Source organism: Martinezella sp. CNPSo 3964 (assembly GCF_057784375.1).
Genome location: NZ_JBXSOW010000006.1, coordinates 316,783 through 342,813 on the forward strand (window position 1 = coordinate 316,783; position 26,031 = coordinate 342,813).

Here is a 26,031-nt window from a genome sequence, read left to right on the forward strand (position 1 = left end):
TATTGCCGAAGGTGAAACATGCTTCAGGAATTTTCCGAAGACAATATCGAGCCGCTCGCAACGGGAGCCTGGATTCTGGGGACCGGAGGCGGTGGCAATCCCTATATTTCGACGCTCAATCTTCGCAGGCTCTATGCCGAAGGTCGTCGCGTGCAGGTGATGGACCCGATGGCGCTCGACGACGACGATATGGTTGCCGTCGTCTCGAAGATGGGCGCGCCCCTGGTGGGGCAGGAGCGCCTCAGCGATCCCGTGCATCTGGCGCGTGCGGTCGAGGTCATGGAGGATTATCTCGGGAAACCTTTCCGCGCGATCATGAGCGTCGAGATCGGCGGCTCGAATGCGTTGTCCTCATTCCTCGCTGCCGCAATGCTCGGCCGACCTGTTGTCAACGCCGATGCCATGGGGCGTGCCTATCCCGAGGCGCAGATGACCTCGTTCGCGATCGGCAACCTGCCGATGTATCCGCTTTCCCTCGTCGACGTCCGCGACAACGAGGTCATCGTCACCAAGGCGGCTTCCTGGAAGTGGATGGAGCGGATTTCACGCAAGGTCTGCACCGAAGTCGGTTCGACCGCCGCCACCTGCAAGGCCCCGCGCACGGGCCGCGAAGTCAAAGACTGGGGCATTCACTACACGATCACCAAGGCGACGGAACTCGGCCGCGCCGTCATCGAGGCGCGCGCACGTCACGACGATCCGGTGAAGGCGGTTCTCGATCACGAGGGCGGCAAGCAATTATTCCGCGGCAAGGTGATCGATGTGGCGCGCGAAACAACCGGCGGCTTCCTGCGGGGGCGGACCGTGATCGAGGGGATTGACGCCGACAAGGGCTCCCGGATGGAGCTCGCCTTCCAGAACGAGTGGGCGGTCGCCTTCCGTGACGGCGAGCCGGTAGCGATGACACCCGATCTCCTTTGCCTGCTCGACACGATTTCCGGCAGCGCGGTCGGCACGGAATCCGTGCGCTACGGCCAGCGCGTGACTGTTGTCGCTCTGCCGGCACCGGAGCTTTTGACCACGCCCGCGGGGATCGCTGCCGTCGGCCCGCGTGCTTTCGGCTATGACATTGATTTCAGATCGGTATTCGCATGAAACGCATCGGTATTGACGTTGGCGGCACCAATACGGATGCCGTTCTGATCGACGGTGAGAAGATCATCGCTTCCATCAAGGTCCCCACGACACAGGACGTGATGTCGGGTGTGAAGGCGGCTCTCAGCCATGTGGCCGGCCATGCCGGCCCATCCGGCCGGCCGATCGACGCCGTGATGATCGGCACCACGCATTTTACCAACGCTGTCGTCGAGCGGGCGCGGCTGGAAAGGGTGGCCGCGATCCGTATTGCGCTGCCGACCGGTGCTTCTTTGCCGCCCATGTGCGACTGGCCCAGTGATTTGCGCGCGGCCGTCGATCCGCTCATCTTCATGGTTCATGGCGGCCACGAATATGACGGCAGCCCGCTGGTGCCGATGATCCCGGACGAGATCCGCGAAGCGGCGATGAAGATCCGCGATGCCGGCATCACGTCGATCGCGATATCGGCAACCTTCTCGCCGCTGACCACCGAATGTGAGGTCAAGGCTGGCGAGATTGTCCGGTCGGTGATCCCGGATGCGAGGATCACGCTGTCACATACGCTTGGGCGGATCGGTCTGCTGGAGCGCGAGAATGTCGCGCTTCTCAATGCGGCGCTGCAGTCGCTCGGCAGGACCACGGTGCAGGCTTTCTCGGATGCGTTGCGCGAAGCAGGCGTGACCGCACCATTCTACCTGACGCAGAATGACGGCACGGTGGCGCTAGCGGATGTTGCAGCAGTCAATCCGGTCCACAGCTTTGCATCCGGCCCGACGAATTCGATGCGGGGTGCCGCCTTCCTGACGGGCTTGAGCGACGCCATGGTGGTTGATGTCGGCGGCACGACATCGGATATCGGGTGCCTCGTCGGCGGCTTCCCGCGCGAGGCCAACAATATCGTCCATATCGGTGGCGTACGCACGCTGTTCCGCATGCCCGATCTGTTGCCGATCGCGCTTGGCGGCGGAACGATCATCGATCCGGAAACGGGCAAGATCGGTCCGCGTTCGGTCGGCTATCGCATTCTGACGGAGGCGCGCGTCTTTGGTGGCAATACGCTGACGACGTCGGACATCGCCGTTGCCGCCGGTCTGATCGAGATGGGGGACAAGGATCGCGTTCGGGATCTCGATCCAGCTTTTGTCAAGGCAAGCCTCGAGCGCATCCGCGACATGGTGACGGATAGCTTCGATCAGATGAAGACTTCGGCCGAGGACGTGCCGCTGATTGCTGTCGGTGGTGGCGCCTTCCTGATCCCGGAAAGGATCGCAGGGGCGTCGGAGGTTCTTCGCGTCGAGAATGCCGGTGTTGCCAATGCGCTCGGCGCCGCCATGGCGCAGGTGTCTGGCGAGGTCGACCAGGTATTTTCGGGGTTGAGCCGCGATGAAGCCATCGCCAAGGCGGAAGCCGAGGCGCAGGATGCCGCCGTTGCTTCCGGCGCGAGCCGCGAAAGCCTGAATACGCTCGAAGTCGAAGATATCCCGATCGCTTATCTGCCTGGCGGTGCGCGCCGTGTAAGAGTAAGGGTCATCGGCGATATCGCCTTCAGCTGAAATGGTGTGTCCGGTCAAACCGATCGGGCGTTGTTGAGGTGAGCGGTGTTTGGCAGACAGGTTGCGCCGACACCGGATCGGAGCAAGAAATGACGAAAATCGCGCTGGCTATTCACGGTGGCTGCGGTGTCATGCCGGAAGACAGCATGACACCGGAGGAATGGGAGGGTGCGCGCCGTGACCTGGCCGCCGCCTTGCGGGCTGGCTATGCTCGGCTGAGGGCCGGTGATAGCGCGATCGATGCCGTCGAGGCGGCCGTCGTGGTCATGGAAGACAGCCCGCATTTCAACGCCGGACATGGTGCAGCGCTCAACGAGAACGGCGTGCACGAGCTTGATGCGTCGATCATGGATGGAACGACGCTGGAGGCAGGCGCCATCAGCGCCTCGCGGGCGATCCGCAATCCGATCAAGGCTGCCCGCGCGTTGATGGAGGATGGTCGTGCCGTCTACATGACCGGCCCCGCTGCTGATCGTTTTGCCGCGGCGAAGGGGCTGCAGGTCGAGCCGCAATCCTATTTTACCACGGAGAAGCGGGTCGAGGCGCTGGAGGCGATGAAGCGCCATGCTGCAGCCGGTACCGAGGGGACGGAGAACGAAAAGCACGGCACTGTCGGGGCCGTGGCACTCGATGCTGCCGGCCATCTTGCCGCAGCCACCTCGACGGGCGGCTACAACAACAAGCCTGACGGGCGCGTGGGCGACAGCCCGGTCATCGGTGCGGGCACCTATGCGCGCGACGGCGTCTGCGCGGTTTCGGGAACGGGCAAGGGTGAGTTCTTCATCCGCTATGTCGTCGGGCACGAGATCGCATCCCGCATGGCCTATCTGAAGCAGGATATCGCGACCGCGACGGATGGGCTTATCAACCATGATCTGGCGCCGCATCAGATCGGCGCCGGGCTGGTGGCTATCGATGCTCAAGGCACTGCCGTCGCGCCCTATAATACGCCAGGGATGTTCCGCGGCTGGGTGACGCCGGAAGGCAAGGGTTTCGTCGCGACGCATGAGCGGGTCTACGAAATTGAGTTGTAGCGGGACTACGGTTGCGCGAAGTACGGCTCCGCTCGACGCTCTGGGTTCACGGCGCCTGGCGCTCAAGCACATAGCAGCACTGGATGATGGTTTCGCGGCGCGCCCGCGAAAAAAGCTCCCTGTTGCCGACCTGGCGGAAGCCTAGCCTGCTCAGTACCCGCCCCGAGACCGGGTTGTCGGATGCGTGGCCGGATTCCAGCCTTGAGAGGCCAGCTTCGTTGAAGACGAAGCCGATCAGCGCCTGTGCCGCCTCGAAAGCATAGCCTTTTCCCCAGGACTCTCTCTCCAGCCAATAGCCAAGACTGCCCGTGCTGCCGACAATGCCATCGACGTCGACGATGCCGATCGTTCTTTCTCCTTGTTCGATGGCGAAGCGATAGGCGGAGCCTTCGGCCCATTCGTGCTCATGGCTGGAAAACCAGTTCTCGACATCCTTCTGGTGAGGCGGATAGGTGGCGTTGCTCAGCATCCGCGTCACTGTCCAATCACTCTGAATTTCGAATGCGCGTTTCGCATCCGCCGCCGACGTCGGGCGCAGGCGGAGACGCGCTGTTACGATGGACGAGCGAGGGATCGATCTTGCAGTCATCATAGAGTGCCTTGCGGATTGAAAAATGCCGACAGAAGTGGTGAGGGAGTATATTCGACACCACTATCCAGGCGCGAGGCGGCAATGAAAAGCTAGTATCTAGCGATTTTATTTGCTGCCTATTTTTTAGCGTTAGACAATATATTGCCGCAATGGGCGCGCAAAAGCGCCGCCTCTTGCGGGCCTGGCCTGCAGGAAATTGGGACCGGCCGTGAGAGCGTTCCGTTTACGAGGGGCGAACCCCCTTTCGCGGTCCGGTCCTTCCCCGCCAATCCATATCTTTACAATCCTTGCTTTGGCGAGCAAGTCCTGACGGCTATGGTCTCGCCTGCTCCCGCGCGTGTCCAAGAAAGCCCGACGTCCGGTCGAGAACGGCCTCCATGGCGTGTCTGGCAGCGATACTGTCACCCGCGGCAATCGCCTCTGCAACGGCAGCGTGGTTTTCGAGGTTGGCGGTGAACGCGCCGACCGTATGCGGGAAAACGGCATCGAGAATGGATTCGATCGCCTGGCGGAGGCTCTGCAGCACCGGATTATGCGTCGCGGCCAGGATCGACATGTGAAAGGCCTTGTCGGCGGCGACGGCTGCTATCGCGTCTCTCTGATCCCGCTCCATGCGGCGATAGGTGTCGAGGATCGTCTGACGTTCCATGTCGGTTGCCCGCAATGCTGCCAGTGCGGCGGCCCCGGGCTCGATGATCTGGCGAGCTTCGGCAAAAGCCATAAGCTCATCATGCGAGATCCGTCCGCGCGATAGCCATGCGATCAATTCTCCGTCGAGCCACTGCCATCGCTCCCGCGGCTCCACTCGCGTGCCGGTGCGCTGTCTGACGGTCACCAGACCCTTGGCCGACAATATCTTCGCTGCTTCGCGCACGACCGTACGGCTGACGCCGAATTCCTGCTCCAGCTCACCTTCCGAGGGGAGATAGGTGCCGGGTGCTATCTGCCCGGATGCGATACGGATGCCGAGCGCCTCCACGAGAGCCGTCGTCCTGTTCGGCTTTGTCTTCGTCATGCGTCGGTCCTTCACCTCCATCGCCACCGAGACCAATCAGAATGCGCGGATAAAAGCAAATGGCTTGTTGCCTTACAAACATCATATGTTAAAGGTATGATGTTTGTAAGGTGCCGATGAGTGCCATGGAGGGGGAAATGAATTTCGAAATCAATGAAGAGGCCGTTCGCCGCATCAATCTGCGCATCCTGCCTTTCCTGATGCTGCTCTATCTCGTCGCCTATATCGATCGATCCAACATCTCGGTTGCCGCGCTCGGAATGAACGAGGAACTGGGCCTGACGAGCCGGATGTATGGGCTGGCGGCCGGCATATTCTTTGCGACCTATATCGTCTTCGAAATACCGAGCAACATGCTGCTGGTCCGGTTCGGCGCGCGCCGCTGGATTGCCCGCATCATGATCAGCTGGGGCATCATTGCTGCCGGCATGGCGTTCATATCCAACGCCTATCAGCTTTATGGAATGCGCCTCCTTCTCGGAGCGGCCGAGGCCGGCTTCACGCCCGGCATCATCTTCTATCTTGCGAAATGGTATCCATCACGCGACAGGGCAAACGCCATGTCTTTCTTCTATATCGGCGCAGCGCTCGCATCGGTCATCGGCTTGCCGCTCTCCGGTCTGCTGCTCAATGCGCACGGCATTCTCGGCCTGTCGGGGTGGCGCTGGGTGTTTCTGATCGAAGGCATTCCCGCCATCGTCCTGGGCTTTGTCGTATTGAACTTTCTGCCCGACCGCCCGCGAGACGCGACATGGCTGACCGTCGAGCAGCAGGCTGGCCTCGAGCGAACCATCGCGGCCGAAGAGGAGAAGGCGCCTGTCTCGCATCATGCAGGCTGGAGTGCGGCGTTTTCCAACGCTCGCGTCTGGATGCTTGCCTTCTTCTGGCTGCTTCAGGCCTTCGGCACGATCGGCATCACGCTCTTCATGCCGCTGATCGTCAAGAACCTGTCCGGCAGCGGCAATCTGGCGGTAAGCCTGCTTTCGGCGGTGCCGTTTCTTGCCGCCTGCATCTTGATGTTCTTCAATGGCAGGCATTCGGATCGAACCGGCGAGCGCGCGCTTCATCTCGGGCTTCCGCTCACCCTTGCCGGCATCTGCCTTCTCGGTGCGACCTATGCCGGGGATCCGCACCTCGCCTATCTGCTGCTTGTCCTTTCGGTGGCGCTCAACTGGGCGGTCATTCCGATCTTCTGGGCTGTCACCACTGAATTCGTCTCGGGGATTGCGGCCGCCGTATCGATCGCGCTCATCAATGCGCTGGCAAACGTCGCCGGCCTTGCCCTGCCGCCAGTGATCGGCTGGCTCAAGGATTCGACCGGGAACTATGATGTGGCGCTGACGTTGGTGGCTGCCGCGCTGATCACAGGCGGCCTTCTCGGTATCGCAATTGTCCGCACGGGTGCGCCGGCCCTTCGACTTTCAAAACAATAAGGCATTCAAGATGGCATTCGAACCTGAGAAACTGCATGGCATCCACGCGATCCTCTACGCTCTTTTCGACAGAGAGGAGAAGCTCGACAGGTCGGGGATGAAGCGGCAGGTGGAAATCTGCATGGCGGCAGGCGTGCATGGGCTTGCGGCGCTCGGCCTTGCCACGGAGGTTTCCAAATTGACGGCGGCCGAGCGCCGGACGGTGATGGACTGGCTTGCCGAAGACAATGCCGGCCGGCTGCCGCTTGCCTTCACCATCTTCGGCACCTCGGTCGCCGAGCAGGTGGAGCAGGTGCGGCACGCCGAAGCGGTTGGTGCCGACTGGGTGATACTCCAGCCGCCGCCGGTCGGTTCTTTCGGAGCAAAGGAATATATCGACTTTTTCGGTCGTGTCGCGGATGCGACGAATCTGCCGGTGGCAATCCAGAACGCGCCCGCCTTTCTCGGGCGCGGACTGACAGGCCCGGATCTCGCGGCGCTACGCGCCGCCCATCCCAATGTGAGGGTACTCAAGGCGGAGGGATCGGCCGTCGAGGTCAAGGCGCTGATGCAGGCGATCGGCGACGGCGTGCCGGTCTTCAACGGTCGGGGCGGCCTGGAATTGCTTGACGGGCTGCGGGCAGGCTGCGCCGGCTATATTCTAGCCCCCGATCTCATCGACTATGCAGTCAAGGCATACAACGCCTTTCGCGCCGGAGACGAGATCGGCGCCGAGGAGATCTATCGAACCATGCTTCCGTCTGCAGTCGCCGTCATGCAGGGGATCGAACATCTTATGTGCTACGGCAAGCGGCTGTTCGCGGAGCGAGCAGGGCTCACGATCCAGGATCGGGCGCCTGCCATGCGTCCGACGCCGTTCGGCGAGGAGCTCGTCACCTCGCATGTGAAGAGGCTCGGATCTTTCCGAAGCTGATTTGCCTTTAGATTTCGGACTGCGGTGGCTCGAGCTTCTGGACCTCCAGCGCTTCGCGCAGGAGGTTCTTCATCTGCTCTGCCGCGCCGGAACCGTCGGCACCGGCAATCGCCTCATAGACATTCTGGTGGCGGCGTATCCAGCGCTCGTCTTCCTTCGCCGTCCGCTCCAGCCCTGCCTTGAAGACATGTTTCAGCCCCGCCGAGATCAGCGACCCCAAGGCAAGATAGAAGGCGTTGCCCGTCGCGGCCAAAATGGCGGTGTGAAATGCGAGATCATGCTCGATCTTTTCTTCCGCCGTCGAAGCGAGGGTCATGCCAAGCAGGGCATGTTTCATTTTCTGCAACGCCTGCGGTGTCGCACGCGCAGCCGCAAGTTCTGCCGCCGCCGGTTCGAAGGATTGCCTGAGTTCATAGAGGTCGATGCGAGCTCGTTCGCTGCCGCTCTCCGCGCCAAGCCTCCACCCGAGGACCTGCGGGTCAAGCAGCAGCCATTCGGAGTGATCTGTCACCCTCGTCCCGCTTCTCGGGCGGCTTTCGAGGAGGCCCTTGGCCGACAAGATCTTGATGGCTTCCCGGATGACGGTGCGCGATGTCCCGAAATGATCGCAGAGCTCCTGCTCCGTTCCGATGGAGGCTCCCGCCGCAAGCGCGCCACCGACGATCCGCTCGCCCAAAGTGTGCACGATCGCATCGTGGTATCTCTTGCTCGCGCCAAGGCTCGCATCATCGGCGTCCGAATTCATCCCGGCCATCTGCTTTTCCCAAAAATCGAGACATGTCTAGCGTCTTCGGTCTGTGGTCACAAGCGCAACTCCGCTTGACCGCTTTTGTCTATTTGTATAACAAAAATATAAATTATAATACAAAAGAGGCAATCATGACCAAGGATTCAAAGCGACGGTCGCAGGCGTGGTTCGGCGGCGTGGACAAGGATGGCTTCATCCATCGCTCGTGGATGAAAAATGGCGGCCTACCGGACGACGTATTCGACGGTCGCCCCGTCATCGGCATCTGCAACACCTTTTCGGAATTCACGCCCTGCAACGCACATTTTCGGGAACTCGTCACGCATATCAAGGCGGGCGTTCTGGAAGCCGGCGGATTGCCGCTCGAATTTCCGGTCTTCTCCTGCGGCGAATCCAACTTGCGGCCGACCGCGATGCTCTTCAGGAACCTCGCTTCCATGGATGTCGAAGAGGCGATCCGGGGCAATCCCATGGACGGCGTCATCCTGATGGCCGGCTGCGACAAGACCACACCGTCGCTGTTGATGGGTGCGGCAAGCTGCGATCTGCCGACGATCGTCATTTCCGGCGGGCCGATGCTGAACGGCAATTTTCGCGGCAAGCCGATCGGCTCCGGCACGGATGTCTGGAAATTCTCCGAGGAGGTGAGGGCAGGCACCATGAGCCGGCAGGAATTCATGGATGCCGAAAGCGCCATGTCGCGCTCGCCCGGCCACTGCATGACGATGGGAACGGCATCGACCATGGCGTCGATGGTGGAAGCTCTTGGCGTTGCCCTGCCGACCAATGCGGCATGGCCAGCCGTTGACGCCCGGCGCGCGCGCCTTGCCCGCATGACGGGTCGCCGCGCCGTGGCGATGGTCAAGGAGGATATGCGCCTGTCGAAGGTTCTCACGCGGCAGGCGTTCGAAAATGCCATCAAGATCAACGGCGCGATCGGCGGGTCGACCAATGCCGTCGTTCATCTGCTTGCCATCGCCGGGCGTATCGGCGTCGACCTGTCGCTGGAGGATTGGGACAAGCTCGGCCGCGACGTGCCGACGATCGTCGACCTCATGCCGTCGGGAAAATACCTCATGGAGGATTTCTGTTATGCCGGCGGCATCCCCGCCGTGATGAAGGAGATCGCCGATCTTCTGCATCTCGACGCGCTCACCGTGTCGGGGGGAAGCGTCGGCGAGAATATTGCCGATGTCGTCAATCACAATCCCGAAGTCATCCGCAGCCGGTCAAATCCGCTCGTCGACAGCGGTGGAATTGCCGTCCTCAAGGGCAATCTGGCGCCGAATGGCGCTGTGCTCAAACCTTCAGCGGCATCGCCCCATCTGATGCGCCATCGTGGCCGCGCCGTCGTCTTCGAGAATATCGAGGACTTCCACGCAAGGATCGACGATCCGAACCTCGATGTCGATGAGGATTCCGTTCTCGTTCTGAAGGGTGCCGGCCCGCGCGGCTACCCCGGCATGGCCGAGGTCGGCAACATGGCGTTGCCAAGCAAACTGCTGGAGAAGGGCGTGCGTGACATGGTGCGCGTTTCCGACGGCCGCATGAGCGGCACGGCCTATGGAACTGTCGTGCTACATATCTCGCCCGAAGCCGCCGCCGGTGGTCCGCTGGCGCTCGTCGAGCAAGGGGATTTCATCACACTCGATGTCGAGGCCCGCACATTGGTTCTCGACGTTCCGGACGAGGAGCTAGCAAGACGGCGCGCAGCCTGGAGCGAGCCGTTGCCGCCGATGATGTCGGGATATCAGGGTCTTTACGTGCGAACGGTCATGCAGGCCGATACCGGTGCAGACCTTGACTTTCTGGTCGGAGGACGCGGCGCCAAGGTCCCGCGCGAGAGCCATTAGTTCATTTCATTCAGAGCCAGGAAAGGGGAAGGCCTCTCAACCCCCGAGATTCTTGTGAGAGTGCCGCGGAAGCGGTTGCGCCGGCGCTGAAAAGAAGACTGACGATTGCCACGTCGACTGCTCGCGAGATGACGTTGCGCGGCAGAATCTGCCACTCGATTGGCATATCCCGTCGCTGTAAACCCTGCAGCCAATCAATACCCTTTCCGCACCCACGGTGATGATTGATCTATCTTGGATTGCTTGACTGCCATCGAGGCTTTGTCGAACGAATTTGGAAGCGGCAGTAGGTGGGTACGTAGCGGCATACTCATTCGAACCGCATTCCGTTTCCGCCACATTCGCAGGAGGCGAGATGCAGAGCGACAGCTTGATTTTCTTTCCGGCTTGGGTTGCCCGACCGTTTCAGATAGCCGCCATCGGATCGTCAGGACGAGCGCTTGCCGAGATCATCACGCGGGAGATCATGCCGCAAACGGGACACGTCATCGAACTCGGGCCGGGCACCGGCGTATTTACGACCAGGATGATCGAGCGCGCGTGAGGCCCGAAGACATGACTTTGGTTGAATACAGCCAGGAGTTCGCCGGGTGGCTGAACAGCCGCTTTCCGGGTGCCCGCGTACTGTCTATGGACGCTGCGCGCCTGCAAGATCTTGAATTCCCACCAGAGACATCGGTGGGTGCCATCGTCAGCGGCCTTCAGCTACTGACCATGCCAGCACGCAAGGTGATGAATATCCTTGAAGGAGTTTTCCGGCACTTGCAGCCCGGGGCGCATTTTACCAGTTGACCTATATTAACAAGTGTCCTGTCCCCCAGTCAGTTCTTGACCATCTCGATCTGAGCACAGCGCGGCCGAACGTTTCGGAATCTCCCGCCGGTCGCGGTCTATCGTATCACCGCCGGCCGGTAGAACTAGCTCGTTGGCGGACGTTGCAACTGGATTGACGTGTTCGGTCACTGCTGAATACCCGGCAGGCCATTAGTCTTCTCAGTGTTCGGCAACAACAAACAGCATCGGACATACTCCAGGGCCGGTGAAAATCGGCCGGTACTGTCGTCGCGAGAGAGATGGCAAGCCGGAGCGAAGGTCCTCGTCTTTCCTGTGCGGAAGCATCAACATCGGCTTATTGAAAAGGTTTCATCTATGAACGTGTCAAAAGTCTCAAGGCGATCTGCCATATTTCTGGCAGCGGCAACAATCGGACTGGCCGCTGTGCCGCCGGCTCATGCGCAGCAGGCTTCACCGGCTGACGCAATCGTCGGAACATGGCAGGCCGACGATGGCAGTGTAAAGCTCGATATGTTCAAGGCGGGAACAGAGTTCCGCGCGCGCCTGCTGTATGGCAATCAACTGATGGAGGCGGACAACGTCACGTTCAAGAAGGATGCCAAAAACCCTGATCCGGCCTTGCGCTCCCGATCCATGAAGAATGTCGTCTTCGTCACCGGTCTTCATTGGAATGATGGCAGCTGGACCGGCGGCTCACTTTACGATGGCTCATCGGGCCGCACCTATAACTGCCAGATTACCATGCAGGGCGGCAAAATGAATCTCCGAGGTTATATCGGTATCTCCGCTCTCGGGCAGACGCGGGCCTTTCACCGCGTTGGCGCATAACTCCGCGATTGCGGGCATGAGTTCAGCCGACGGGTTTCCAACATAAGTAGCGCCCCCGCGCATGGAGGGAGCTCGCCGGTTCGGCGTCGGGCGGATGCCGCATGAGGCGGCATCCGGCCGATTTGTTGAGTATAACCAACCTGCCTTCCCAGGATGAGACGGAACCGCTGCTGGCTTGTCTCTCGACTGCGCACGGCGCTGTTCCTTCGAACGGCCATTTTCTTGGCGCCGTCGAGATCCTCATTGGCGCAATATGCAACAGTGATGGCATGTTCCGTCAATGACCTGACTCTGGCGAGGCTCTATCTGTGATCTCACAAACAGAGAGGCAAACATGATCGACAACCGCAAGAAAACAGCGCTTGTAACCGGCGCATCCTCCGGCATGGGCAAAGAAATTGCCAAGCGCCTCATCGCCGATGGTTTCAGGGTCTACGTGGCCGCACGAAGTGTCGACAAAATGATGGATCTTGAGAAAATCGGCGCGCGTGCCCTGCAGATGGATGTTTCCGACGACGATGAGATCCAGGCCGCCGCTAACACAATCCTGATGGAAAGCGGCGGCGTCGATGTCCTGGTCAACAATGCCGGCTTCGGACTTTACGGACCGGTCGAAGACATTCCGCTGGATGAGGCCAGATACCAGTTCGAAGTCAACGTTTTCGGCCCGGCTCGTCTGACGCAGCTTCTCTTGCCGGCGATGCGTCAAAGGGGTTCGGGCACGATTGTCAACATTACGTCGATGGGCGGAAAGATCTATACGCTGCTCGGTGCATGGTATCACGCCACCAAGCACGCGCTCGAAGGCTGGTCGGATAGTCTACGGCTGGAATTGGCACCCTTCGGTATCAATGTCGTGATCGTGGAGCCGGGCCTGATCGAGACCGGATTCGGCGATGTGGTCGCCGACGGCCTCGTCAAGCGCTCGGGTGCGGGCGCCTATGCCAAGGTCTCGCAGGCCGTCGCCAAGACCACAAGGGCGACGTACGGTCATGGCCGCGGTACGGATCCAAAGGTAATCGCGGATGTCGTCTCCACAGCAGCCAGCGCAAGAAGGCCGCGCACGCGCTATGTTGCCGGCAAATATGCCAAGCCGATGATCGCTATTCGCAAGTGGTTCGGCGACCGCATGTTCGATCGTATCATCATGAGCCAGATGCGATAGAGTTTCGGCAACAGAACTCGGCATCCCTTAAGAGCGTTTCCAGGAACCTAACTCGCATGACGGCTATAGCGGCGGATAAATGCAAAGTTCCTCTGGCGTTCTGGCGCGCGGTCGAAAGGATCGGTGTGCCGCCGTCTGCTGTTCTGCGGCAGGCGCGGCTTCCTGGCACGCTGCACCTGAGTGACAGCGGCATGGTCACGACAGCGCAGTATTTCGCTATATTCCGGGCGCTCGAGGAATTGATGCCGGAGCCTGCCCTTGGGCTTCGACTGGTCCACGAAGCCGATACCGCCGTTCATCCACCGTCGACGCTTGCGGCCTTTCATGCCAGGGATTATCGCGATGGTCTCTACCGTGTCGCGCGCTTCAAGCGGCTCTGCACCCCCGAGCAGTTGAGTTTCAACGAGGAGAAAGACGAAGTCTCGATCACGAGCAACTGGATATATGCCTGCGAGCCGGAGCCGTCTATCGCCACGGATGTCGCCTTTGCTTTCTTAATTGAACTCGGACGCCGAGGAACTGGCGCGCCAATTACACCTGTCCGCGTCGAATTCATGCGTGCGGGGCCGAAAAGCGATTTCTATCAAACCTTCTTCGGATGCCCGATCAAATACAGTGCTTCCCGGAATAAGCTTGTTCTGAAATCCTCCGATCTCGACCGGCCATTTCCCGGGCACAACCCCGAGCTCCTGGAGATCCTGACGCCCGCGTTTGCAGCGGCCATGGGCGAATTGCAGGCCCGCAGCTCCATCGGCGACCAGGTCAAGGTCGTGCTGAAGCGAAGTTTGGCAAGCGGGCGCCCCGAGCTGTCGCAGGTCGCCCAGGACCTCAACATGAGCGAACGAACGCTCCAGCGCCGCATCACCGACGAAGGGAAGACGTTCCGTGAACTTCTGTCGGAAGCGCGTCAGGAACTCGGACGCCAGCTCTTGTCCAATCCGACCACCGACATCGACGAGGTCGCATGTCTACTGGGCTATCAGGATCGTAGCTCCTTCTATCGTGCGTTTCGCGACTGGGAAGGGCTGACGCCGCTGCAATGGCGCGAATTGAACGGGCGGGACGCGCCAGTGATCCCTTCATTGCATTGACGCCGATCGGAGTGGACACGCTCCGTTCCTGGCGCCGAACCGCGAAGCCAACCTCCAGTATCGAACGACAAGAATCCTTTGGCGCGTGTCGCAATCCGATTGGCGCCGTCGGCGACTGCGCCGGCACGCCCTCGCCGGTACCAAAAGGTGCTGGGGCATCCGAAGCAAGCAATCATTAGAATGTCTGGCAAGTCTGGTTCATCACCGGCACCTCACGAGGGTTCGGTCGTATCTGGGCGGAAGCTGCCCTCAACCGCGGTGACGGCACGCTCGCTCGAAAGTGTCGCCGATCTCGTCCTTCGGTATGGCAATGTGGTTCTGCCGCTCGCCCTTGATGTCGCCGATGCCGATCAAGTTCGTGGCGTCGTGGAGCGCACACATGGCCATTTCGGCAGACTGGATGTCATCCTGAACAATGCCGGCTACGCGCTGGTCGGTGCAGTCGAGGAAACCGCGGAAGCCGACATAAAGGCGGAATTTGAAACCAACTTCTTCGGTACACTACGCGTGATCCAGGCCGCTCTGCCGCTGCTCGCGCAGCGTGGTGCAGATGATTTCCTAGACTTTTTCCGGCAGTCGCTTGCGCCGGTTGCCGGTTGCCGGTGGTGCGGTGCAGCGGTGCTGTGACTGGCACGCTCCGTGCAATAGCGAGCGTGGAGATTGTAGCCTTGCGGGGTCGTGAAATGCAGTTCGGCCGCCGCGTGTGCAACGGGGGTCTGTCTCGGCTCGCTGCCGTCTAGTATTTTGTCCAGCTCACGCGCCACCCGGTGCGCCATCGACCATTTCTCCCGCGATCGAGCGAGCCGCCGTTGATGTTCGATCTTGAAATCCTTCTTGCAAAGAGGATGTTCACTGAAATCGTTAGCGGAAAATCGTCCTTGATTTATAGGCTAAAGCTAACGGGCATATGACGTTTTCCCGTTTGAAATGGCAAAGTAAAATCGACAACGAGTGCCTGTTCAATTCCAGATTGCATTGAAGCATTAAGCGAAACGTCGGCAACGAGCTTTGACCAAACGGTTCACGCTGCGCAGAGGGAGTATCGGGCTTTGCGTGCAGCTGCGTGCCATCCGCATCTTCGCGAATGGTTCAGCTGTCGACCTATACCTTGCCGTGGGGCGCACGCGTGAGCGAATTGCTCGGGTAATAATCGGAAAGTAGCGATGGCGTTTTTGGCATGGGGACCAAGCGCCTCAACGCACTTTGCCAACAGGACCCAGGGCTTCAGCGTTTAGTGGCGCGCGTTGGCCGAGGCGTACTGTGAAGCGCCTGCTTTGCTCAACAGGTTGCTTACCCGGTTATGTCGATGAATAGGGGGAGCCGATTGCCGGACGGACAATGGGCAAGATCTCACTACCGCAGGCGAATATTGTCTTCCATGTACCGGCGTTCAAACTCGTCGATCATTTGGCATCATGAATGAGTAGTATCTAATTTCATAATTTAAAGAATAGGCGACAAAAGCGATAAGATTTGATAAATTTACGCTAGCCGGTTGCGGTTTGATTGTAGATAAAATTCGCCGGACGTCTTTGCAGCGCCAGCCGGTATATGGTGCAGGAGGAGGGATGTTATGGTGGCATTCCACGTCATGGCCGGTGCGAGCGGCGAATTTGCGCGCCCGGAAGTGCGGAAGATAAGGATCGGGGATCTTATCGATGCGCTGAGATTGGGGCTTAATGATTTCGGAGCGAAGCCCTCACATTACGTTTTTCTCTGTCTTATATATCCGATCACAGGCGTTTTCCTGATCATGTGGAGTTCCGGCGCTAACCTGATGCCGTTGCTTTATCCCTTGATGTCCGGCTTTGCGCTGGTTGGCCCGATTGCGGCCCTTGGCCTTTATGAAATCAGTCGACGCCGCGAACAGGGACTGGATAGCTCATGGTATCACGCGCTGGAGGTCTGCCGCTCTCCGGCACTGCCATCGATCATTGCGGTGGGCTTCATGCTGTTCGCGCTTTTCGTCGCTTGGTTATTTGTCGCGCAGCACATCTACACCCTGACCTTCGGCAAGGCCGGTCTGACCTCGGTCTCCACCTTCCTGTTGGATGTACTGACCACTTCTCGAGGTCTCTCCCTTATACTTTGGGGGAACTTGGCCGGTTTCGTTTTCGCAATAATTGTGTTGGCGACGACCGTAGTGACCTTCCCGTTGCTGCTCGACCGGGATGTCGGCGCAACCGCGGCCGTAAATGCGAGCATACGCGCCACGCTTGCCAATCCAGGACCTGTTGCACTTTGGGGATTGATCGTCGCGGCGCTGCTCGTCGTCGGCACAATCCCGATTTTTGTCGGTCTTGCGATCGTCATGCCCATCCTCGGGCATTCGACTTGGCACCTGTATCGGAAATTGATTGCCGCCTATCCGAACCGCATGTCTTGAATTCACAAAGGAAACTTACCCCCGGGATCATCCTCCAAGCCATTACGACCTATCCGATGGGAGTCGCGTCGTTTGGAATAGCGATGAAGAGAATGAGGATTACCATGTCTTGCCGTTTTCTTCCGATCTGTCTGCTTCTCGCCATTGCCGCCCCGCATGACGCTCTCGCGCAGGAGGGCGATGCGACCGCGGGAGCCATTGTTTTCAAGAAATGTGCCATTTGCCATATAGCCGAAACGGACCAGAACAAGATCGGACCTTCGCTGAACGGTCTGTTCGGCAGAACGGCTGGAACACATCCGAATTTCGCCTATTCGCCGGCAATGCAGCAGGCAGGCAAAGACGGCCTCGTCTGGAGCGAGACATCGCTCCGCGACTATTTGCACGATCCCAAGGCGAAGGTGAAAGGCACGAAAATGACCTTCATCGGGCTGAAGGACGACACCGAGATTACCAATCTGATCGCCTATCTGAAGCAATACTCCAAATAGCCGGATGGCAAATGGCGATGAGCTGTCTTCCGTGCCGCCGGTTGGATCGGCGGAATTCCGCTCGGCGATTTGACACCGCCGATGTGTTCGCGCGGTGTCTTCGCGCCCCGTATGGCTTGTCAGGATGAGCCGCTGTCGTTGTCGCAATTGCTCGCCTGACCTCTTCATGAGATAATGCTAAAATCTCTCGCGATGGGATTGTGGAAATATTCGCGGCCGGGTCAGGGAGGCGACAATGGCTGTCGTCATAGTTCTCGTTCTGCTGGTGGTGGGATCGATCACATTCCATCTGCTTAGCCCTTGGTGGTGGACGCCGATTGCGTCGAACTGGAGCTATATCGACAACACGATTGTCATCACATTCTGGATCACCGGCATTGTTTTCACGACCGTCGTCTTGTTCATAGCCTATTGCGTCCTGCGCTTCAGGCATCGCGCCGGAAACCAGGCGGCATACCAGCCTGAAAACAAGCGGTTGGAATGGTGGCTTGCCGGCGGAACCGCAATTGGTGTGGCTGCGATGCTCACGCCGGGCCTCTTCGTATGGAAACAGTTCGTAACGGTCCCGACTGACGCCAGCGAGGTCGAAGTCGTCGCTCAGCAGTGGCAATGGAGTTTCCGGCTGCCGGGGGCGGACGGAAAGCTGGGTCGGGCGGACACGCGCAATGTTGCTCCGGATAATCCGCTCGGCCTGAACAAGAACGATCCCGCCGGAATGGACGATGTCATCGTCGAAGGCGGCGAACTGCACATACCTGCCGGCAAGCCGGTGAAGATGCTTCTGCGCTCGATCGATGTCGTTCACGATTTCTACGTGCCGGAATTCCGGGCCAAGATGGACATGATCCCCGGCACGGTCACCTATTATTGGTTCACGCCGACGCGAACGGGAACCTTCGAGGTTCTCTGCGCAGAGTTGTGCGGCGTCGGTCATCCGCAGATGCGCGGCACAGTCGTCGTCGATACCGACACCGCCTATCAAGCCTGGCTGCAGCAACAGCCGACTTTTTCGAAATCGCTGGCGTCGGCGCAAAAATAAGTGCCATGCGCACCTGAGGAGGAAGGCTGCATCGCAGGGAACAGGGAGGATGGAATATGGTCGAGATTGGATCCGGCACCGAGCAGGTCATCCAGCCCGCTGAAGTCGAGGATATGGAGCTTTATCACCCCAGAAGCTGGTGGACGAAATATGTCTTCAGCCAGGATGCCAAGATCATTGCTATTCAGTATTCTCTGACCGCTATCTCGATCGGCATGGTGGCGCTGGTGCTGTCCTGGCTGATGCGCCTGCAGCTCGGGTTTCCCGGCTATTTTTCCTTCATCGACACGGAACATTATTATCAGTTCATCACCATGCACGGTATGATCATGGTGATCTATCTGCTGACGGCGCTGTTTCTCGGCGGCTTCGGCAACTATCTGATCCCCTTGATGCTCGGCGCCCGCGACATGGTGTTCCCCTATGCGAACATGCTGAGCTACTGGCTCTATCTGCTCGCGGTCATCGTGCTGGTCATCGGCTTCTTCGCGCCCGGTGGGCCGACGGGTGCCGGCTGGACGCTGTATCCACCGCAGGCACTTCTATCCGGGACGCCGGGAGGACGTGACTGGGGCATCATCCTGATGTTGTCGTCGCTGATCCTGTTCATCATCGGCTTTACCATGGGTGGGCTCAACTATGTCGTCACGGTGCTGCAGGGTCGCACCCGTGGCATGACGCTGATGCGAATGCCCTTGACGGTATGGGGTATATTCACCGCCACCGTCATGGCATTGCTTGCTTTCCCGGCGCTCTTCGTCGCCGCCGTCATGATGCTGTTCGACCGCTTGCTCGGCACGAGCTTCTTCATGCCCGCGATCGTCGAGATGGGTGAGCAGTTGAAGCAAGGCGGCGGCAGCCCGATCCTGTTCCAGCATCTGTTCTGGTTCTTCGGTCACCCCGAAGTCTATATCGTCGCGCTTCCAGCCTTCGGTATCGTCTCGGACCTGATCAGCACGCATGCGCGCAAGAACATTTTCGGCTACAGGATGATGGTCTGGGCGATCGTCATCATCGCAGCGCTGAGCTTCGTCGTGTGGGCGCATCACATGTATGTCAGCGGCATGAACCCGAACTTCGGGTTCTTTTTCGCGACCACGACGTTGATCATCGCCATTCCGACGGCCATCAAGGTTTATAACTGGGTGCTGACGCTTTGGCGCGGCGATATCCATCTGACATTGCCGATGCTGTTTGCCCTGGCGTTTATCGTCACATTCATCAATGGCGGGTTGACCGGCCTTTTTCTTGGCAATGTCGTCGTCGACGTGCCGCTGTCCGATACCATGTTCGTCGTTGCCCATTTCCATATGGTAATGGGGGTCGCGCCGATTCTGGTGATCTTCGGTGCAATCCACCATTGGTATCCGAAAGTCACGGGGCGCATGCTCAACGTGACGATGGCGCATATCCACTTCTGGATCACCTTTCTCGGCGCCTATGCGATCTTCTTCCCGATGCACTATCTCGGCCTGATGGGTGTGCCGCGGCGTTATTACGAGCTTGGCGAAACGGCTTTCATTCCGCCGTCGGCGCATACGCTGAACATGTTCATCACCGTTGCCGCTTTGATCGTGGGGGCTGCTCAGCTTGTGTTCCTGTTCAATCTCGCCTGGAGTCTTCGCTGGGGCAGGCAAGCGGGCGGCAATCCATGGCGCGCGACGACGTTGGAATGGCAGACACCGCAAACGCCGCCCGTTCACGGCAATTGGGGCAAGGAGCTGCCGATCGTCTACCGCTGGCCATATGATTACAGCGTCCCAGGAGCGGATCAGGACTTTCTGCCGCAAAACCAGCCGACCTCGGGCGAGCTGTCCGAGAGGGGATCGTCATGAGCGCCATTCTCATCTTCATGGCCGGGATCGCCGGCATCATCATCTGGTGGATGGCAGGACAGCGGCTGACCTCAAAACCCTGGCTGGAAGCCGGGCCGGCGGGAGATGCGCCGGAGATGCAAGGGTCACCGGCGACCGCGGCGAAAGTCGGTCTAGGCATCTTTCTCGCCGTCGTCGGTGCCCTGTTCACGCTCCTCATCAGCGCCTATCTTACCCGCCTCAGCGGCTCCGACTGGTGGAGTATTCCAATCCCCCGACTGCTTTGGGTGAATACCGCCGCCCTTGCCGCTAGCAGCGTCGCGTTGCAATGGGCGAAAACGGAAGCCTGTCTCGACCGCAGCCAGATGCTGAATACGGCTCTTGCCGTGGCCTTTGCACTGGCTGTTCTGTTTCTGGCCGGGCAGGTTCTGGCGTGGCGGCAACTGGTGTCGGCAGGTTATGTGCTTGCCGACAACCCATCCAACAGCTTCTTCTATATGATCACCGGATTGCATGGCCTGCACATATTGGGTGGGCTTTTCGTGCTCGGGCGAACAGCAATCCGCGCTCGTATCAGCCCTGTCCTCGCAAGAGTTCGCCTAAGCGTGGATCTCTGCGCCATCTATTGGCATTTCATGCTCGTTGTCTGGCTGATCCTTTTTGCGCTCTTTGCCGGCTGGGCAAATAGTTTCGTCGATCTCTGCCGTCAATTGGTCAGTTGAGGAGCTTCGATGATGACCGAATCCATAGAAAGACCGACAAGTAATCCACATCTGCGGCCCGTGGGACTACGCGGCGTCGCGGCTGACCTGTCGTCGGACCAGCGAGCGTTCAAGAACGTCTCCTGGGGCAAGGCGATGATGTGGATCTTCCTCCTGAGCGACACCTTCATCTTTGGCTGTTTTCTGCTGGCCTACATGACGGCGCGCATGTCGACCACCGTCGCCTGGCCCAATCCCAGCGAGGTTTTCGCCCTGACGATCGGGGGCAAGGAAATTCCGTTGATCCTGATTGCCATCATGACTTTCGTCCTCATCAGCAGCAGTGGCACGATGGCCATGGCGGTCAACTTCGGATACCGCCACGATCGCCGCAAGACGGCCGCGCTGATGTTGGCGACAGCGATCCTCGGTGCGACATTCGTCGGAATGCAGGCATTCGAATGGACCAAGCTGATCAGGGAAGGAGTCCGCCCCTGGGAAAACCCATGGGGTGCGGCTCAGTTCGGTTCGTCCTTTTTCATGATTACCGGTTTTCACGGTACCCACGTCTCGATCGGCGTTCTTTTTCTTCTGATCATGGCGCGCAAGGTATGGCGGGGAGACTTCGATCAGGAAAGGCGAGGTTTTTTCACCAGCCGCAAGGGTCACTATGAGATTGTCGAGATCACTGGGCTTTACTGGCATTTCGTGGATCTGGTCTGGGTATTCATCTTTGCATTCTTCTATCTATGGTGAGGATGGCATCATGGCACAAGGGCAGGCACATTCCGGACAACAGCATCCGATAAAGCTTTACATGTTGGTCTGGGGACTACTTTTCGTCCTCAGCACCTTTTCCTACCTCGTCGACTATCTCGGCATTCAGGGCTATCTCAGATGGTCCCTGATCCTTCTGTTCATGATCCTGAAGGCCGGGCTAATCGTAGCGATTTTCATGCACATGGCCTGGGAACGGCTGGCGCTAATCTATGCCATCCTGTTCCCCCCGGTCCTGATACTTGTCTTTGTCGCTCTGATGGTGTCGGAATCGCACTACACGGTCTTGACGCGGCTGGCTTTTTTTGGGGGTGGTCCGTAAGGTTTGGCACCATCCAGCCATCCCTGAAGCGGAGTATCAAGTGCTCGCAATATGGCTTAGCCTCAACGCAAGACAAGCATAGCATCTGCGGGGCAGACAAGAAGACCAAGATTCTCTGAACGGGATGGAACTGTGGCATGAGACGGGTCATCTACTCAGCTACAATGTAGCTACCCTCCAATTCCTCACGCTCCAGCGTGTCGGACCTAACAATCGCGAAAAGCACATCACTTGATGCCAGTCGTCAATTGATGGCGATGGTTCGAACAGTCACCACATACCCGCCGCTTTAGGCGGCGGGTCCAGTCAATATCGGCACGCGTCCACAGCTAAGCGTGGGCGTGAGGATGATGAACATCCCAGACCGCCCATAGCGATGCCGCAATGACGAACACGCCGAGAACGATGTCCGTCCACATGGCGTTTACGTTGGCGGTAAAACCGAGCAGCCAGGGAGATGCAACCAACCACAGGCCGAGCACCATATTGGCCCATTCCTCCCATTCGGCGAATACCGAAAGTGCGGCGGTCGCCAATACAGCCAGCAAGACGGCAACGATCCATGCGTTCCAGCTCGGCATTGCCTCGGCTGTGAAGCCGAATACCCACGGGGAGGCAAATAAACATGCAGCCAGCAGCAGATTTGCCCAATCCTGCTTCCTTTTTCCTTTCATCAAAGTGTTTGCCATGGCAACCTCCTCACCAAGAAGCCTAACAACAATTCATCCGGCGTGAACTTCACGCTTAAGTATATAAGTAATTACTGAATCTTCTGATTCAAGATAATACGCGAACGATACTTCCGGTATCACGTCTGAAATCTCAGCTGCGCTAAGCTCAAGCTCAGATGGTGTATTCGGCTTGAGCTTATCTGAGCCTGGAGGATGGGGCACGCTGCGTTCACGGTGGCGCACGAGCACAGCTCAATGGCACGGTCGAGATTGACCATTGCCATCTCTGTTGATCTCTATCGGAAAATGACTAGGCCATAGACTCGTAATGGCGGAGTGTGATGCGAATGCAAGCTAGCTTCGCCATCTCAAGAAACGTCATTCCCAGCTTGTCGTATCGGGTTGCGATCCATCGGTAGCATTTTAGCTTGTTGAAGAAACGCTCGATGAGATTGCGCTTCTTGTAGAGCCACCGGCTGAAGACGATCTGTCCCTTTCGGTTTGATTTTGGCGGAATGTTTGCCCATGAGCGTTTCGTTCTCAGCTTTGCGCGTAGCCAGTCTGCGTCGTAGGCCTGACCGGGTGTGATGGCGATTTTTACTGGCAGCCCTATGCCATCGGTTACAGCATGGATTTTGGTTATCAGGCCGCCCCGACTTCTCCCAAGACAACGATCTGGATGATCCACCCTCAATGTTGCTGGTGAGTGATGCACGCGAACTGGAGTGCCGTCGATCATCATGATCCCATCATCTGACGCGCTTGTGATCACGTCCATCAAACTGTCCCAGATTCCGGCTTTCATCCAGCGTCTGAAGCGATTGTAGCAGGTGGCATAGGGTCCATAACGCTGTGGCACATCACGCCAAAGAGCACCTGATCGCAGTACCCGGAAAATACCGTTCACGACACGCCGATCATCAACACGCGGCTTGCCTCGGCGCTTATTCGGCAACACTGGCTTAATTGCGCGCCATTCGAGGTCGGTGAGGCCATACAGGCTCATACCCAACTGAATCAGAATTAGACGCCAGATTATAGAGTTGCCTTGAACAGTGGCCTTGCGACGGCTCTGAAAGGAATTAAGTTTCGGCTTATGGCAGTTTGTTTGTGACCTTCTTCCGTCTTCAGCCGCGAGAATAGACGGAGTGATTGCGGCGCGCATGAGCCGCGAGCAACTCGATGGTATTGAACTAGCGTTTTCCCCATCGGCCGTTAGCGCGATTTTCGAACGCGTCTGCCTGTTGTTACCGGAAAAGCAATCTTGGTATCCTGATCTTAGAATCTGGGGTGACGAGAAAACCGACGACGTGCAGATCGGCGTTCGTGAAGCGCAAATTGAAGGTGTACAGTTTCGGCTGAACGTTGCCGACCTCCGCATGCCGTTAGTAGGAGGTATCTGCTTGCTGGCACGTGACTTCGAATGTGTCTTAGCGACGCGAGGAGGCGCTATTCTACGGCCGCACAGCGAGTCTGTTGTGCGAGCAATCATGCAATCAGACGCTGCTTGCTATGTACGAAATCCGGAGGGATACCTCAGCGAGGCTATTCAGCGGGACCCAGAAACCAAATGACCGTCCGCGCGCGTCACTCGTTCATCGTTTATGAGTTCACAACCTAGTTTCATGCCTTAAGAAGAGACCGCGGATCGGTGTGAGGTTGGCCCTCGGCACGATAGGATGTTTGGATATGGCACAAAATAGCTCTTGGATAAAACAAGCCTAGATATGCTCATATCTTCATGATCTGCAACCTAGGATTTTCGTAAGAAGCGGCCAAAGATATTTGGCACCGCCGGGCGTCCTTGAGCACACGTTATCTGATATCAATATATGTTTTCAAAGAGCTATCGTCTTAAAATAGCGGGTCAGAAGTTCTATCCGTTCAAGAACGACGCTAAATATTGCGTGTTTGAGGTACGCCTATGCCACGGATATCGTCTACGGTCGCCGCGCCCATTATTGACGCCTGGCATGACATCTCAAATGCCGGCATACCATTCGTAGCCACGATCCTCCCAGAACCCGCCATTGCCGCCCCAGAGATCATCAAACCGATCGCGGATTTCGATGCGCATGACGTATTTGGCGTGTTTGTAGCCAAGATGACGCTCGACCCGCAGGCGCAAGGGGGCGCCGTGTTCGACTTCCAGATCCTTGCCGTTGAGTGAGTAGGCGAGGATCGACTGCGGATGAAAGGCGTCGATCAGGTCAATACTCTCGTAGTAGCGGCCACTGCCATCGAGTGTCTGTTCCAGTTCATCGGCACAATAGAAGACGGCATAGCGAGCCCCTGGCTTCAAGCCGGCGGTCTGCAGGATCAGCCCAAGAGGAACGCCCTGCCATTTGCCGATGGCGCTCCAGCCTTCGACGCAGTCGTGACGGGTGATCTGGGTGCGAGAAGGCAGCTTCTTCAGGTCGGTCAACGAAAATTCCATCGGCCTATTGACCATGCCGTCGATCTTGAGACGCCAGTCGGCGAACTTGGTTTCGACCATCTGGACATATTCAGCGCTGTTAGGCTGAGTTGATCCATTCGGATGGAAGCTCGGTGAAATGTCCGCGTCGGTATATTCCTGGGCAAGCGTTTGGGGAGAAACGATGAGCCTTTGCGTGCCCATGGTTAGCCGCTCAGCCAGAGCGAGCACCTTCTGCACGTGTTGGTTATGAGAAATGTCATCGCATCCGGTCAGGCCCACGGCGCCAAGGCTGGCGGCCGAGCCGATGAGAAAACGGCGGCGGGTGAAAACGGAACTCATCGATTGGCCTCCTCGTTGATGATCGCATAGCGGCCGGTCACCATCGAACGCATGTTGTTCCAAAGACCGGAGAGAAGGACCATCGCGATATGAACGACGACGAAGGCCACTAAACTCCAGGCGGTGATGAAATGAATGGAGCGGGCCGATTGGCGACCACCGAAAATATCGAGCAGGAAGGGGTAACCAGCGTCTATTGCGGGTGACATGGTCAATCCCGAACCGATCATCAGCGGCAGCAGGATGAAGATAACGATGAGATAGGTCAGCTTCTGCAACGCATTGTAGCGCCGCGCTTTTTCGCCTTTCGGAAAGCGCAGGCGGGCGTGGTCCTTGATTTCATGCCAGATATTGCCGGGAGCGATCTCCTCACCCGTCGGCTTGAGATCGCGGCGGAAGTGACCGCCGATCAGGCCGTAGACGAGATAGACGAACCCGTTGATGACGAACAGCCAGGCAAAGAAGAAATGCCAGCGCCGGCCAGCCGCAAGATCCTGGTAGCTGGGTATCGTCGCCCAGGCCGGGAATGCGCGGGGCATCATTTCGCCGTCGGCCGTGGAAGCGCCGAGTATGCCGGTGGTGGTGATCGACAGACGGCCAATGCGCAACGTCCCGGTGATGTTGTCGCCATCCTGATTGCTGGCGATCTCGAACCAGGATGGATCTTCAACGGCGCCGTAATTGCCCCAATGCAATTGCGGGTCGGCGTTGAAGATCTGCATGCCGCTCATCAGCAGCAACGTCAGACACAGCACGTTGATCCAGTGGGTCATCCGCGTGAGGGCCGAATGCCGGCGGATGAAGATCTTGGCGGGGGGAGATGGCGGCGCGGTGCCGATCTGCTCGATGCTTGCCATGGATGGTTCTCCTGACTGTCGCCGGGAAGCGGCATCTGAAATTACATGCTGCGACGATGTCGCTGTCCGTGAGGTTGCCCGGATGCCATCGGCAACCGGGCAACCCATGATGTCGGCA

At 58.5% G+C, this 26,031-nt stretch carries 27 protein-coding genes; 20 read left to right on the top strand and 7 right to left on the bottom strand.

Going from position 1 to position 26,031, the window contains the following annotated elements; genetic code table 11:
- Positions 1–18 precede the first annotated feature (18 nt).
- From AC13Q5_RS20545 to AC13Q5_RS20555, 3 genes are all read left to right on the top strand, one after another.
- Positions 19–1,095 carry an S-methyl thiohydantoin desulfurase family protein gene (locus AC13Q5_RS20545; protein ID WP_457881243.1) on the top strand — a complete coding sequence of 359 codons (1,077 nt, stop codon included), beginning with the start codon at positions 19–21 and terminating at the stop codon, positions 1,093–1,095.
- A complete protein-coding gene (locus tag AC13Q5_RS20550; protein WP_488502965.1) occupies positions 1,092–2,630 on the top strand; it encodes a hydantoinase/oxoprolinase N-terminal domain-containing protein in 1,539 nt (512 codons plus the stop codon). The genes AC13Q5_RS20545 and AC13Q5_RS20550 overlap by 4 nt, the downstream gene beginning before the upstream one ends.
- An 89-nt stretch (positions 2,631–2,719) precedes the next feature.
- Positions 2,720–3,664, top strand: a complete 945-nt coding sequence (locus tag AC13Q5_RS20555; protein ID WP_488502966.1) for an isoaspartyl peptidase/L-asparaginase family protein — start codon at positions 2,720–2,722, stop codon at positions 3,662–3,664.
- 46 nt (positions 3,665–3,710) lie between these two features.
- Here AC13Q5_RS20555 and AC13Q5_RS20560 read toward each other — a convergent pair whose 3' ends face one another.
- Both AC13Q5_RS20560 and AC13Q5_RS20565 read right to left on the bottom strand, forming a co-directional pair.
- On the bottom strand, positions 3,711–4,256 hold the full coding sequence (locus tag AC13Q5_RS20560; protein ID WP_488502967.1) for a GNAT family N-acetyltransferase: 546 nt from the start codon (positions 4,254–4,256) through the stop codon (positions 3,711–3,713).
- A gap of 313 nt (positions 4,257–4,569) precedes the next feature.
- The gene (locus tag AC13Q5_RS20565; RefSeq protein ID WP_488502968.1) at positions 4,570–5,271 is read right to left on the bottom strand and encodes a FadR/GntR family transcriptional regulator; all 702 of its coding nucleotides are present in this window, start codon (positions 5,269–5,271) and stop codon (positions 4,570–4,572) included.
- 137 nt (positions 5,272–5,408) lie between these two features.
- Here AC13Q5_RS20565 and AC13Q5_RS20570 point away from each other — a divergent pair, with 137 nt between their 5' ends.
- Together AC13Q5_RS20570 and AC13Q5_RS20575 are read left to right on the top strand one after the other, a co-directional pair.
- Positions 5,409–6,704, top strand: a complete 1,296-nt coding sequence (locus AC13Q5_RS20570) for an MFS transporter (RefSeq protein WP_488502969.1) — start codon at positions 5,409–5,411, stop codon at positions 6,702–6,704.
- 10 nt (positions 6,705–6,714) lie between these two features.
- On the top strand, positions 6,715–7,617 hold the full coding sequence (locus tag AC13Q5_RS20575; protein WP_488502970.1) for a dihydrodipicolinate synthase family protein: 903 nt from the start codon (positions 6,715–6,717) through the stop codon (positions 7,615–7,617).
- 7 nt (positions 7,618–7,624) lie between these two features.
- On the opposite strand, the gene AC13Q5_RS20580 is transcribed toward AC13Q5_RS20575, so the two are convergent.
- Positions 7,625–8,371 (bottom strand): FadR/GntR family transcriptional regulator, encoded by a 747-nt coding sequence (locus AC13Q5_RS20580; protein WP_488502971.1) that lies wholly within the window; start codon positions 8,369–8,371, stop codon positions 7,625–7,627.
- 125 nt (positions 8,372–8,496) lie between these two features.
- Between AC13Q5_RS20580 and AC13Q5_RS20585 the strand changes: the two genes are divergently transcribed.
- The 14 genes from AC13Q5_RS20585 to AC13Q5_RS20650 all read left to right on the top strand — a co-directional run bounded on the left by AC13Q5_RS20585 (position 8,497) and on the right by AC13Q5_RS20650 (position 21,627).
- Positions 8,497–10,218 carry an IlvD/Edd family dehydratase gene (locus AC13Q5_RS20585; protein ID WP_488502972.1) on the top strand — a complete coding sequence of 574 codons (1,722 nt, stop codon included), beginning with the start codon at positions 8,497–8,499 and terminating at the stop codon, positions 10,216–10,218.
- 355 nt (positions 10,219–10,573) lie between these two features.
- Positions 10,574–10,762, top strand: coding sequence for a hypothetical protein (locus tag AC13Q5_RS20590; protein WP_488502973.1), 189 nt, complete (start codon positions 10,574–10,576; stop codon positions 10,760–10,762).
- Positions 10,763–10,773: 11 nt separating this feature from the next.
- Entirely contained in the window at positions 10,774–11,010 is a 237-nt protein-coding gene (locus AC13Q5_RS20595) for a hypothetical protein (protein ID WP_488502974.1), read from the top strand.
- A gap of 204 nt (positions 11,011–11,214) precedes the next feature.
- Complete coding sequence (locus AC13Q5_RS20600) at positions 11,215–11,841, top strand: DUF2147 domain-containing protein (RefSeq protein WP_488502975.1); 627 nt, start codon at positions 11,215–11,217, stop codon at positions 11,839–11,841.
- Between the two features lie 334 nt (positions 11,842–12,175).
- On the top strand, positions 12,176–13,006 hold the full coding sequence (locus AC13Q5_RS20605; protein ID WP_488502976.1) for an oxidoreductase: 831 nt from the start codon (positions 12,176–12,178) through the stop codon (positions 13,004–13,006).
- Between the two features lie 56 nt (positions 13,007–13,062).
- Positions 13,063–14,097, top strand: coding sequence for an AraC family transcriptional regulator (locus AC13Q5_RS20610; RefSeq protein ID WP_488502977.1), 1,035 nt, complete (start codon positions 13,063–13,065; stop codon positions 14,095–14,097).
- Positions 14,098–14,277: 180 nt separating this feature from the next.
- A complete protein-coding gene (locus tag AC13Q5_RS20615) occupies positions 14,278–14,724 on the top strand; it encodes an SDR family NAD(P)-dependent oxidoreductase (RefSeq protein WP_488502978.1) in 447 nt (148 codons plus the stop codon).
- Positions 14,725–15,670: 946 nt separating this feature from the next.
- Positions 15,671–16,483 (top strand): DUF2189 domain-containing protein, encoded by an 813-nt coding sequence (locus tag AC13Q5_RS20620; protein WP_075857218.1) that lies wholly within the window; start codon positions 15,671–15,673, stop codon positions 16,481–16,483.
- 104 nt (positions 16,484–16,587) lie between these two features.
- Complete coding sequence (locus AC13Q5_RS20625; RefSeq protein WP_075857219.1) at positions 16,588–16,974, top strand: c-type cytochrome; 387 nt, start codon at positions 16,588–16,590, stop codon at positions 16,972–16,974.
- A 235-nt stretch (positions 16,975–17,209) separates the two neighbouring features.
- The gene (locus AC13Q5_RS20630; RefSeq protein ID WP_075857220.1) at positions 17,210–18,013 is read left to right on the top strand and encodes a cytochrome c oxidase subunit II; all 804 of its coding nucleotides are present in this window, start codon (positions 17,210–17,212) and stop codon (positions 18,011–18,013) included.
- Between the two features lie 56 nt (positions 18,014–18,069).
- Positions 18,070–19,848 (top strand): cytochrome c oxidase subunit I, encoded by a 1,779-nt coding sequence (locus AC13Q5_RS20635; protein WP_488502979.1) that lies wholly within the window; start codon positions 18,070–18,072, stop codon positions 19,846–19,848.
- A complete protein-coding gene (locus AC13Q5_RS20640) occupies positions 19,845–20,549 on the top strand; it encodes a cytochrome c oxidase subunit 3 (protein ID WP_075857222.1) in 705 nt (234 codons plus the stop codon). The genes AC13Q5_RS20635 and AC13Q5_RS20640 overlap by 4 nt, the downstream gene beginning before the upstream one ends.
- A gap of 12 nt (positions 20,550–20,561) precedes the next feature.
- Complete coding sequence (locus AC13Q5_RS20645) at positions 20,562–21,284, top strand: heme-copper oxidase subunit III family protein (RefSeq protein WP_488502980.1); 723 nt, start codon at positions 20,562–20,564, stop codon at positions 21,282–21,284.
- Positions 21,285–21,294: 10 nt separating this feature from the next.
- A complete protein-coding gene (locus tag AC13Q5_RS20650; protein ID WP_075857223.1) occupies positions 21,295–21,627 on the top strand; it encodes a cytochrome C oxidase subunit IV family protein in 333 nt (110 codons plus the stop codon).
- Positions 21,628–21,956: 329 nt separating this feature from the next.
- Here AC13Q5_RS20650 and AC13Q5_RS20655 read toward each other — a convergent pair whose 3' ends face one another.
- Both AC13Q5_RS20655 and AC13Q5_RS20660 read right to left on the bottom strand, forming a co-directional pair.
- Positions 21,957–22,316, bottom strand: a complete 360-nt coding sequence (locus tag AC13Q5_RS20655; protein ID WP_075857224.1) for an SPW repeat protein — start codon at positions 22,314–22,316, stop codon at positions 21,957–21,959.
- Positions 22,317–22,608: 292 nt separating this feature from the next.
- Positions 22,609–23,304 (bottom strand): IS5 family transposase, encoded by a 696-nt coding sequence (locus AC13Q5_RS20660; RefSeq protein ID WP_488503034.1) that lies wholly within the window; start codon positions 23,302–23,304, stop codon positions 22,609–22,611.
- Between the two features lie 157 nt (positions 23,305–23,461).
- Here AC13Q5_RS20660 and AC13Q5_RS20665 point away from each other — a divergent pair, with 157 nt between their 5' ends.
- Positions 23,462–23,872 carry a hypothetical protein gene (locus AC13Q5_RS20665; RefSeq protein WP_488502981.1) on the top strand — a complete coding sequence of 137 codons (411 nt, stop codon included), beginning with the start codon at positions 23,462–23,464 and terminating at the stop codon, positions 23,870–23,872.
- A gap of 407 nt (positions 23,873–24,279) precedes the next feature.
- Here AC13Q5_RS20665 and AC13Q5_RS20670 read toward each other — a convergent pair whose 3' ends face one another.
- A complete protein-coding gene (locus AC13Q5_RS20670) occupies positions 24,280–25,056 on the bottom strand; it encodes a molybdopterin-dependent oxidoreductase (RefSeq protein ID WP_488502982.1) in 777 nt (258 codons plus the stop codon).
- Entirely contained in the window at positions 25,053–25,913 is an 861-nt protein-coding gene (locus AC13Q5_RS20675) for a cytochrome b/b6 domain-containing protein (RefSeq protein WP_488502983.1), read from the bottom strand. The genes AC13Q5_RS20670 and AC13Q5_RS20675 overlap by 4 nt, the downstream gene beginning before the upstream one ends.
- Positions 25,914–26,031: the final 118 nt, after the last annotated feature.

What these genes read in the sequence shown, in the direction of transcription:
- AC13Q5_RS20545 (WP_457881243.1), top strand. Translation starts at nt 19, where the DNA reads ATGCTTCAGGAATTTTCCGAAGACAATATCGAGCCGCTCGCAACGGGA.
- AC13Q5_RS20550 (WP_488502965.1), top strand. Translation starts at nt 1,092, where the DNA reads ATGAAACGCATCGGTATTGACGTTGGCGGCACCAATACGGATGCCGTT.
- AC13Q5_RS20555 (WP_488502966.1), top strand. Translation starts at nt 2,720, where the DNA reads ATGACGAAAATCGCGCTGGCTATTCACGGTGGCTGCGGTGTCATGCCG.
- AC13Q5_RS20560 (WP_488502967.1), bottom strand. Translation starts at nt 4,256, where the DNA reads ATGATGACTGCAAGATCGATCCCTCGCTCGTCCATCGTAACAGCGCGT.
- AC13Q5_RS20565 (WP_488502968.1), bottom strand. Translation starts at nt 5,271, where the DNA reads ATGACGAAGACAAAGCCGAACAGGACGACGGCTCTCGTGGAGGCGCTC.
- AC13Q5_RS20570 (WP_488502969.1), top strand. Translation starts at nt 5,409, where the DNA reads ATGAATTTCGAAATCAATGAAGAGGCCGTTCGCCGCATCAATCTGCGC.
- AC13Q5_RS20575 (WP_488502970.1), top strand. Translation starts at nt 6,715, where the DNA reads ATGGCATTCGAACCTGAGAAACTGCATGGCATCCACGCGATCCTCTAC.
- AC13Q5_RS20580 (WP_488502971.1), bottom strand. Translation starts at nt 8,371, where the DNA reads ATGGCCGGGATGAATTCGGACGCCGATGATGCGAGCCTTGGCGCGAGC.
- AC13Q5_RS20585 (WP_488502972.1), top strand. Translation starts at nt 8,497, where the DNA reads ATGACCAAGGATTCAAAGCGACGGTCGCAGGCGTGGTTCGGCGGCGTG.
- AC13Q5_RS20590 (WP_488502973.1), top strand. Translation starts at nt 10,574, where the DNA reads ATGCAGAGCGACAGCTTGATTTTCTTTCCGGCTTGGGTTGCCCGACCG.
- AC13Q5_RS20595 (WP_488502974.1), top strand. Translation starts at nt 10,774, where the DNA reads ATGACTTTGGTTGAATACAGCCAGGAGTTCGCCGGGTGGCTGAACAGC.
- AC13Q5_RS20605 (WP_488502976.1), top strand. Translation starts at nt 12,176, where the DNA reads ATGATCGACAACCGCAAGAAAACAGCGCTTGTAACCGGCGCATCCTCC.
- AC13Q5_RS20610 (WP_488502977.1), top strand. Translation starts at nt 13,063, where the DNA reads ATGACGGCTATAGCGGCGGATAAATGCAAAGTTCCTCTGGCGTTCTGG.
- AC13Q5_RS20615 (WP_488502978.1), top strand. Translation starts at nt 14,278, where the DNA reads ATGTCTGGCAAGTCTGGTTCATCACCGGCACCTCACGAGGGTTCGGTC.
- AC13Q5_RS20620 (WP_075857218.1), top strand. Translation starts at nt 15,671, where the DNA reads ATGGTGGCATTCCACGTCATGGCCGGTGCGAGCGGCGAATTTGCGCGC.
- AC13Q5_RS20625 (WP_075857219.1), top strand. Translation starts at nt 16,588, where the DNA reads ATGTCTTGCCGTTTTCTTCCGATCTGTCTGCTTCTCGCCATTGCCGCC.
- AC13Q5_RS20630 (WP_075857220.1), top strand. Translation starts at nt 17,210, where the DNA reads ATGGCTGTCGTCATAGTTCTCGTTCTGCTGGTGGTGGGATCGATCACA.
- AC13Q5_RS20635 (WP_488502979.1), top strand. Translation starts at nt 18,070, where the DNA reads ATGGTCGAGATTGGATCCGGCACCGAGCAGGTCATCCAGCCCGCTGAA.
- AC13Q5_RS20640 (WP_075857222.1), top strand. Translation starts at nt 19,845, where the DNA reads ATGAGCGCCATTCTCATCTTCATGGCCGGGATCGCCGGCATCATCATC.
- AC13Q5_RS20645 (WP_488502980.1), top strand. Translation starts at nt 20,562, where the DNA reads ATGACCGAATCCATAGAAAGACCGACAAGTAATCCACATCTGCGGCCC.
- AC13Q5_RS20650 (WP_075857223.1), top strand. Translation starts at nt 21,295, where the DNA reads ATGGCACAAGGGCAGGCACATTCCGGACAACAGCATCCGATAAAGCTT.
- AC13Q5_RS20655 (WP_075857224.1), bottom strand. Translation starts at nt 22,316, where the DNA reads ATGGCAAACACTTTGATGAAAGGAAAAAGGAAGCAGGATTGGGCAAAT.
- AC13Q5_RS20660 (WP_488503034.1), bottom strand. Translation starts at nt 23,304, where the DNA reads ATGAGCCTGTATGGCCTCACCGACCTCGAATGGCGCGCAATTAAGCCA.
- AC13Q5_RS20665 (WP_488502981.1), top strand. Translation starts at nt 23,462, where the DNA reads ATGAGCCGCGAGCAACTCGATGGTATTGAACTAGCGTTTTCCCCATCG.
- AC13Q5_RS20670 (WP_488502982.1), bottom strand. Translation starts at nt 25,056, where the DNA reads ATGAGTTCCGTTTTCACCCGCCGCCGTTTTCTCATCGGCTCGGCCGCC.
- AC13Q5_RS20675 (WP_488502983.1), bottom strand. Translation starts at nt 25,913, where the DNA reads ATGGCAAGCATCGAGCAGATCGGCACCGCGCCGCCATCTCCCCCCGCC.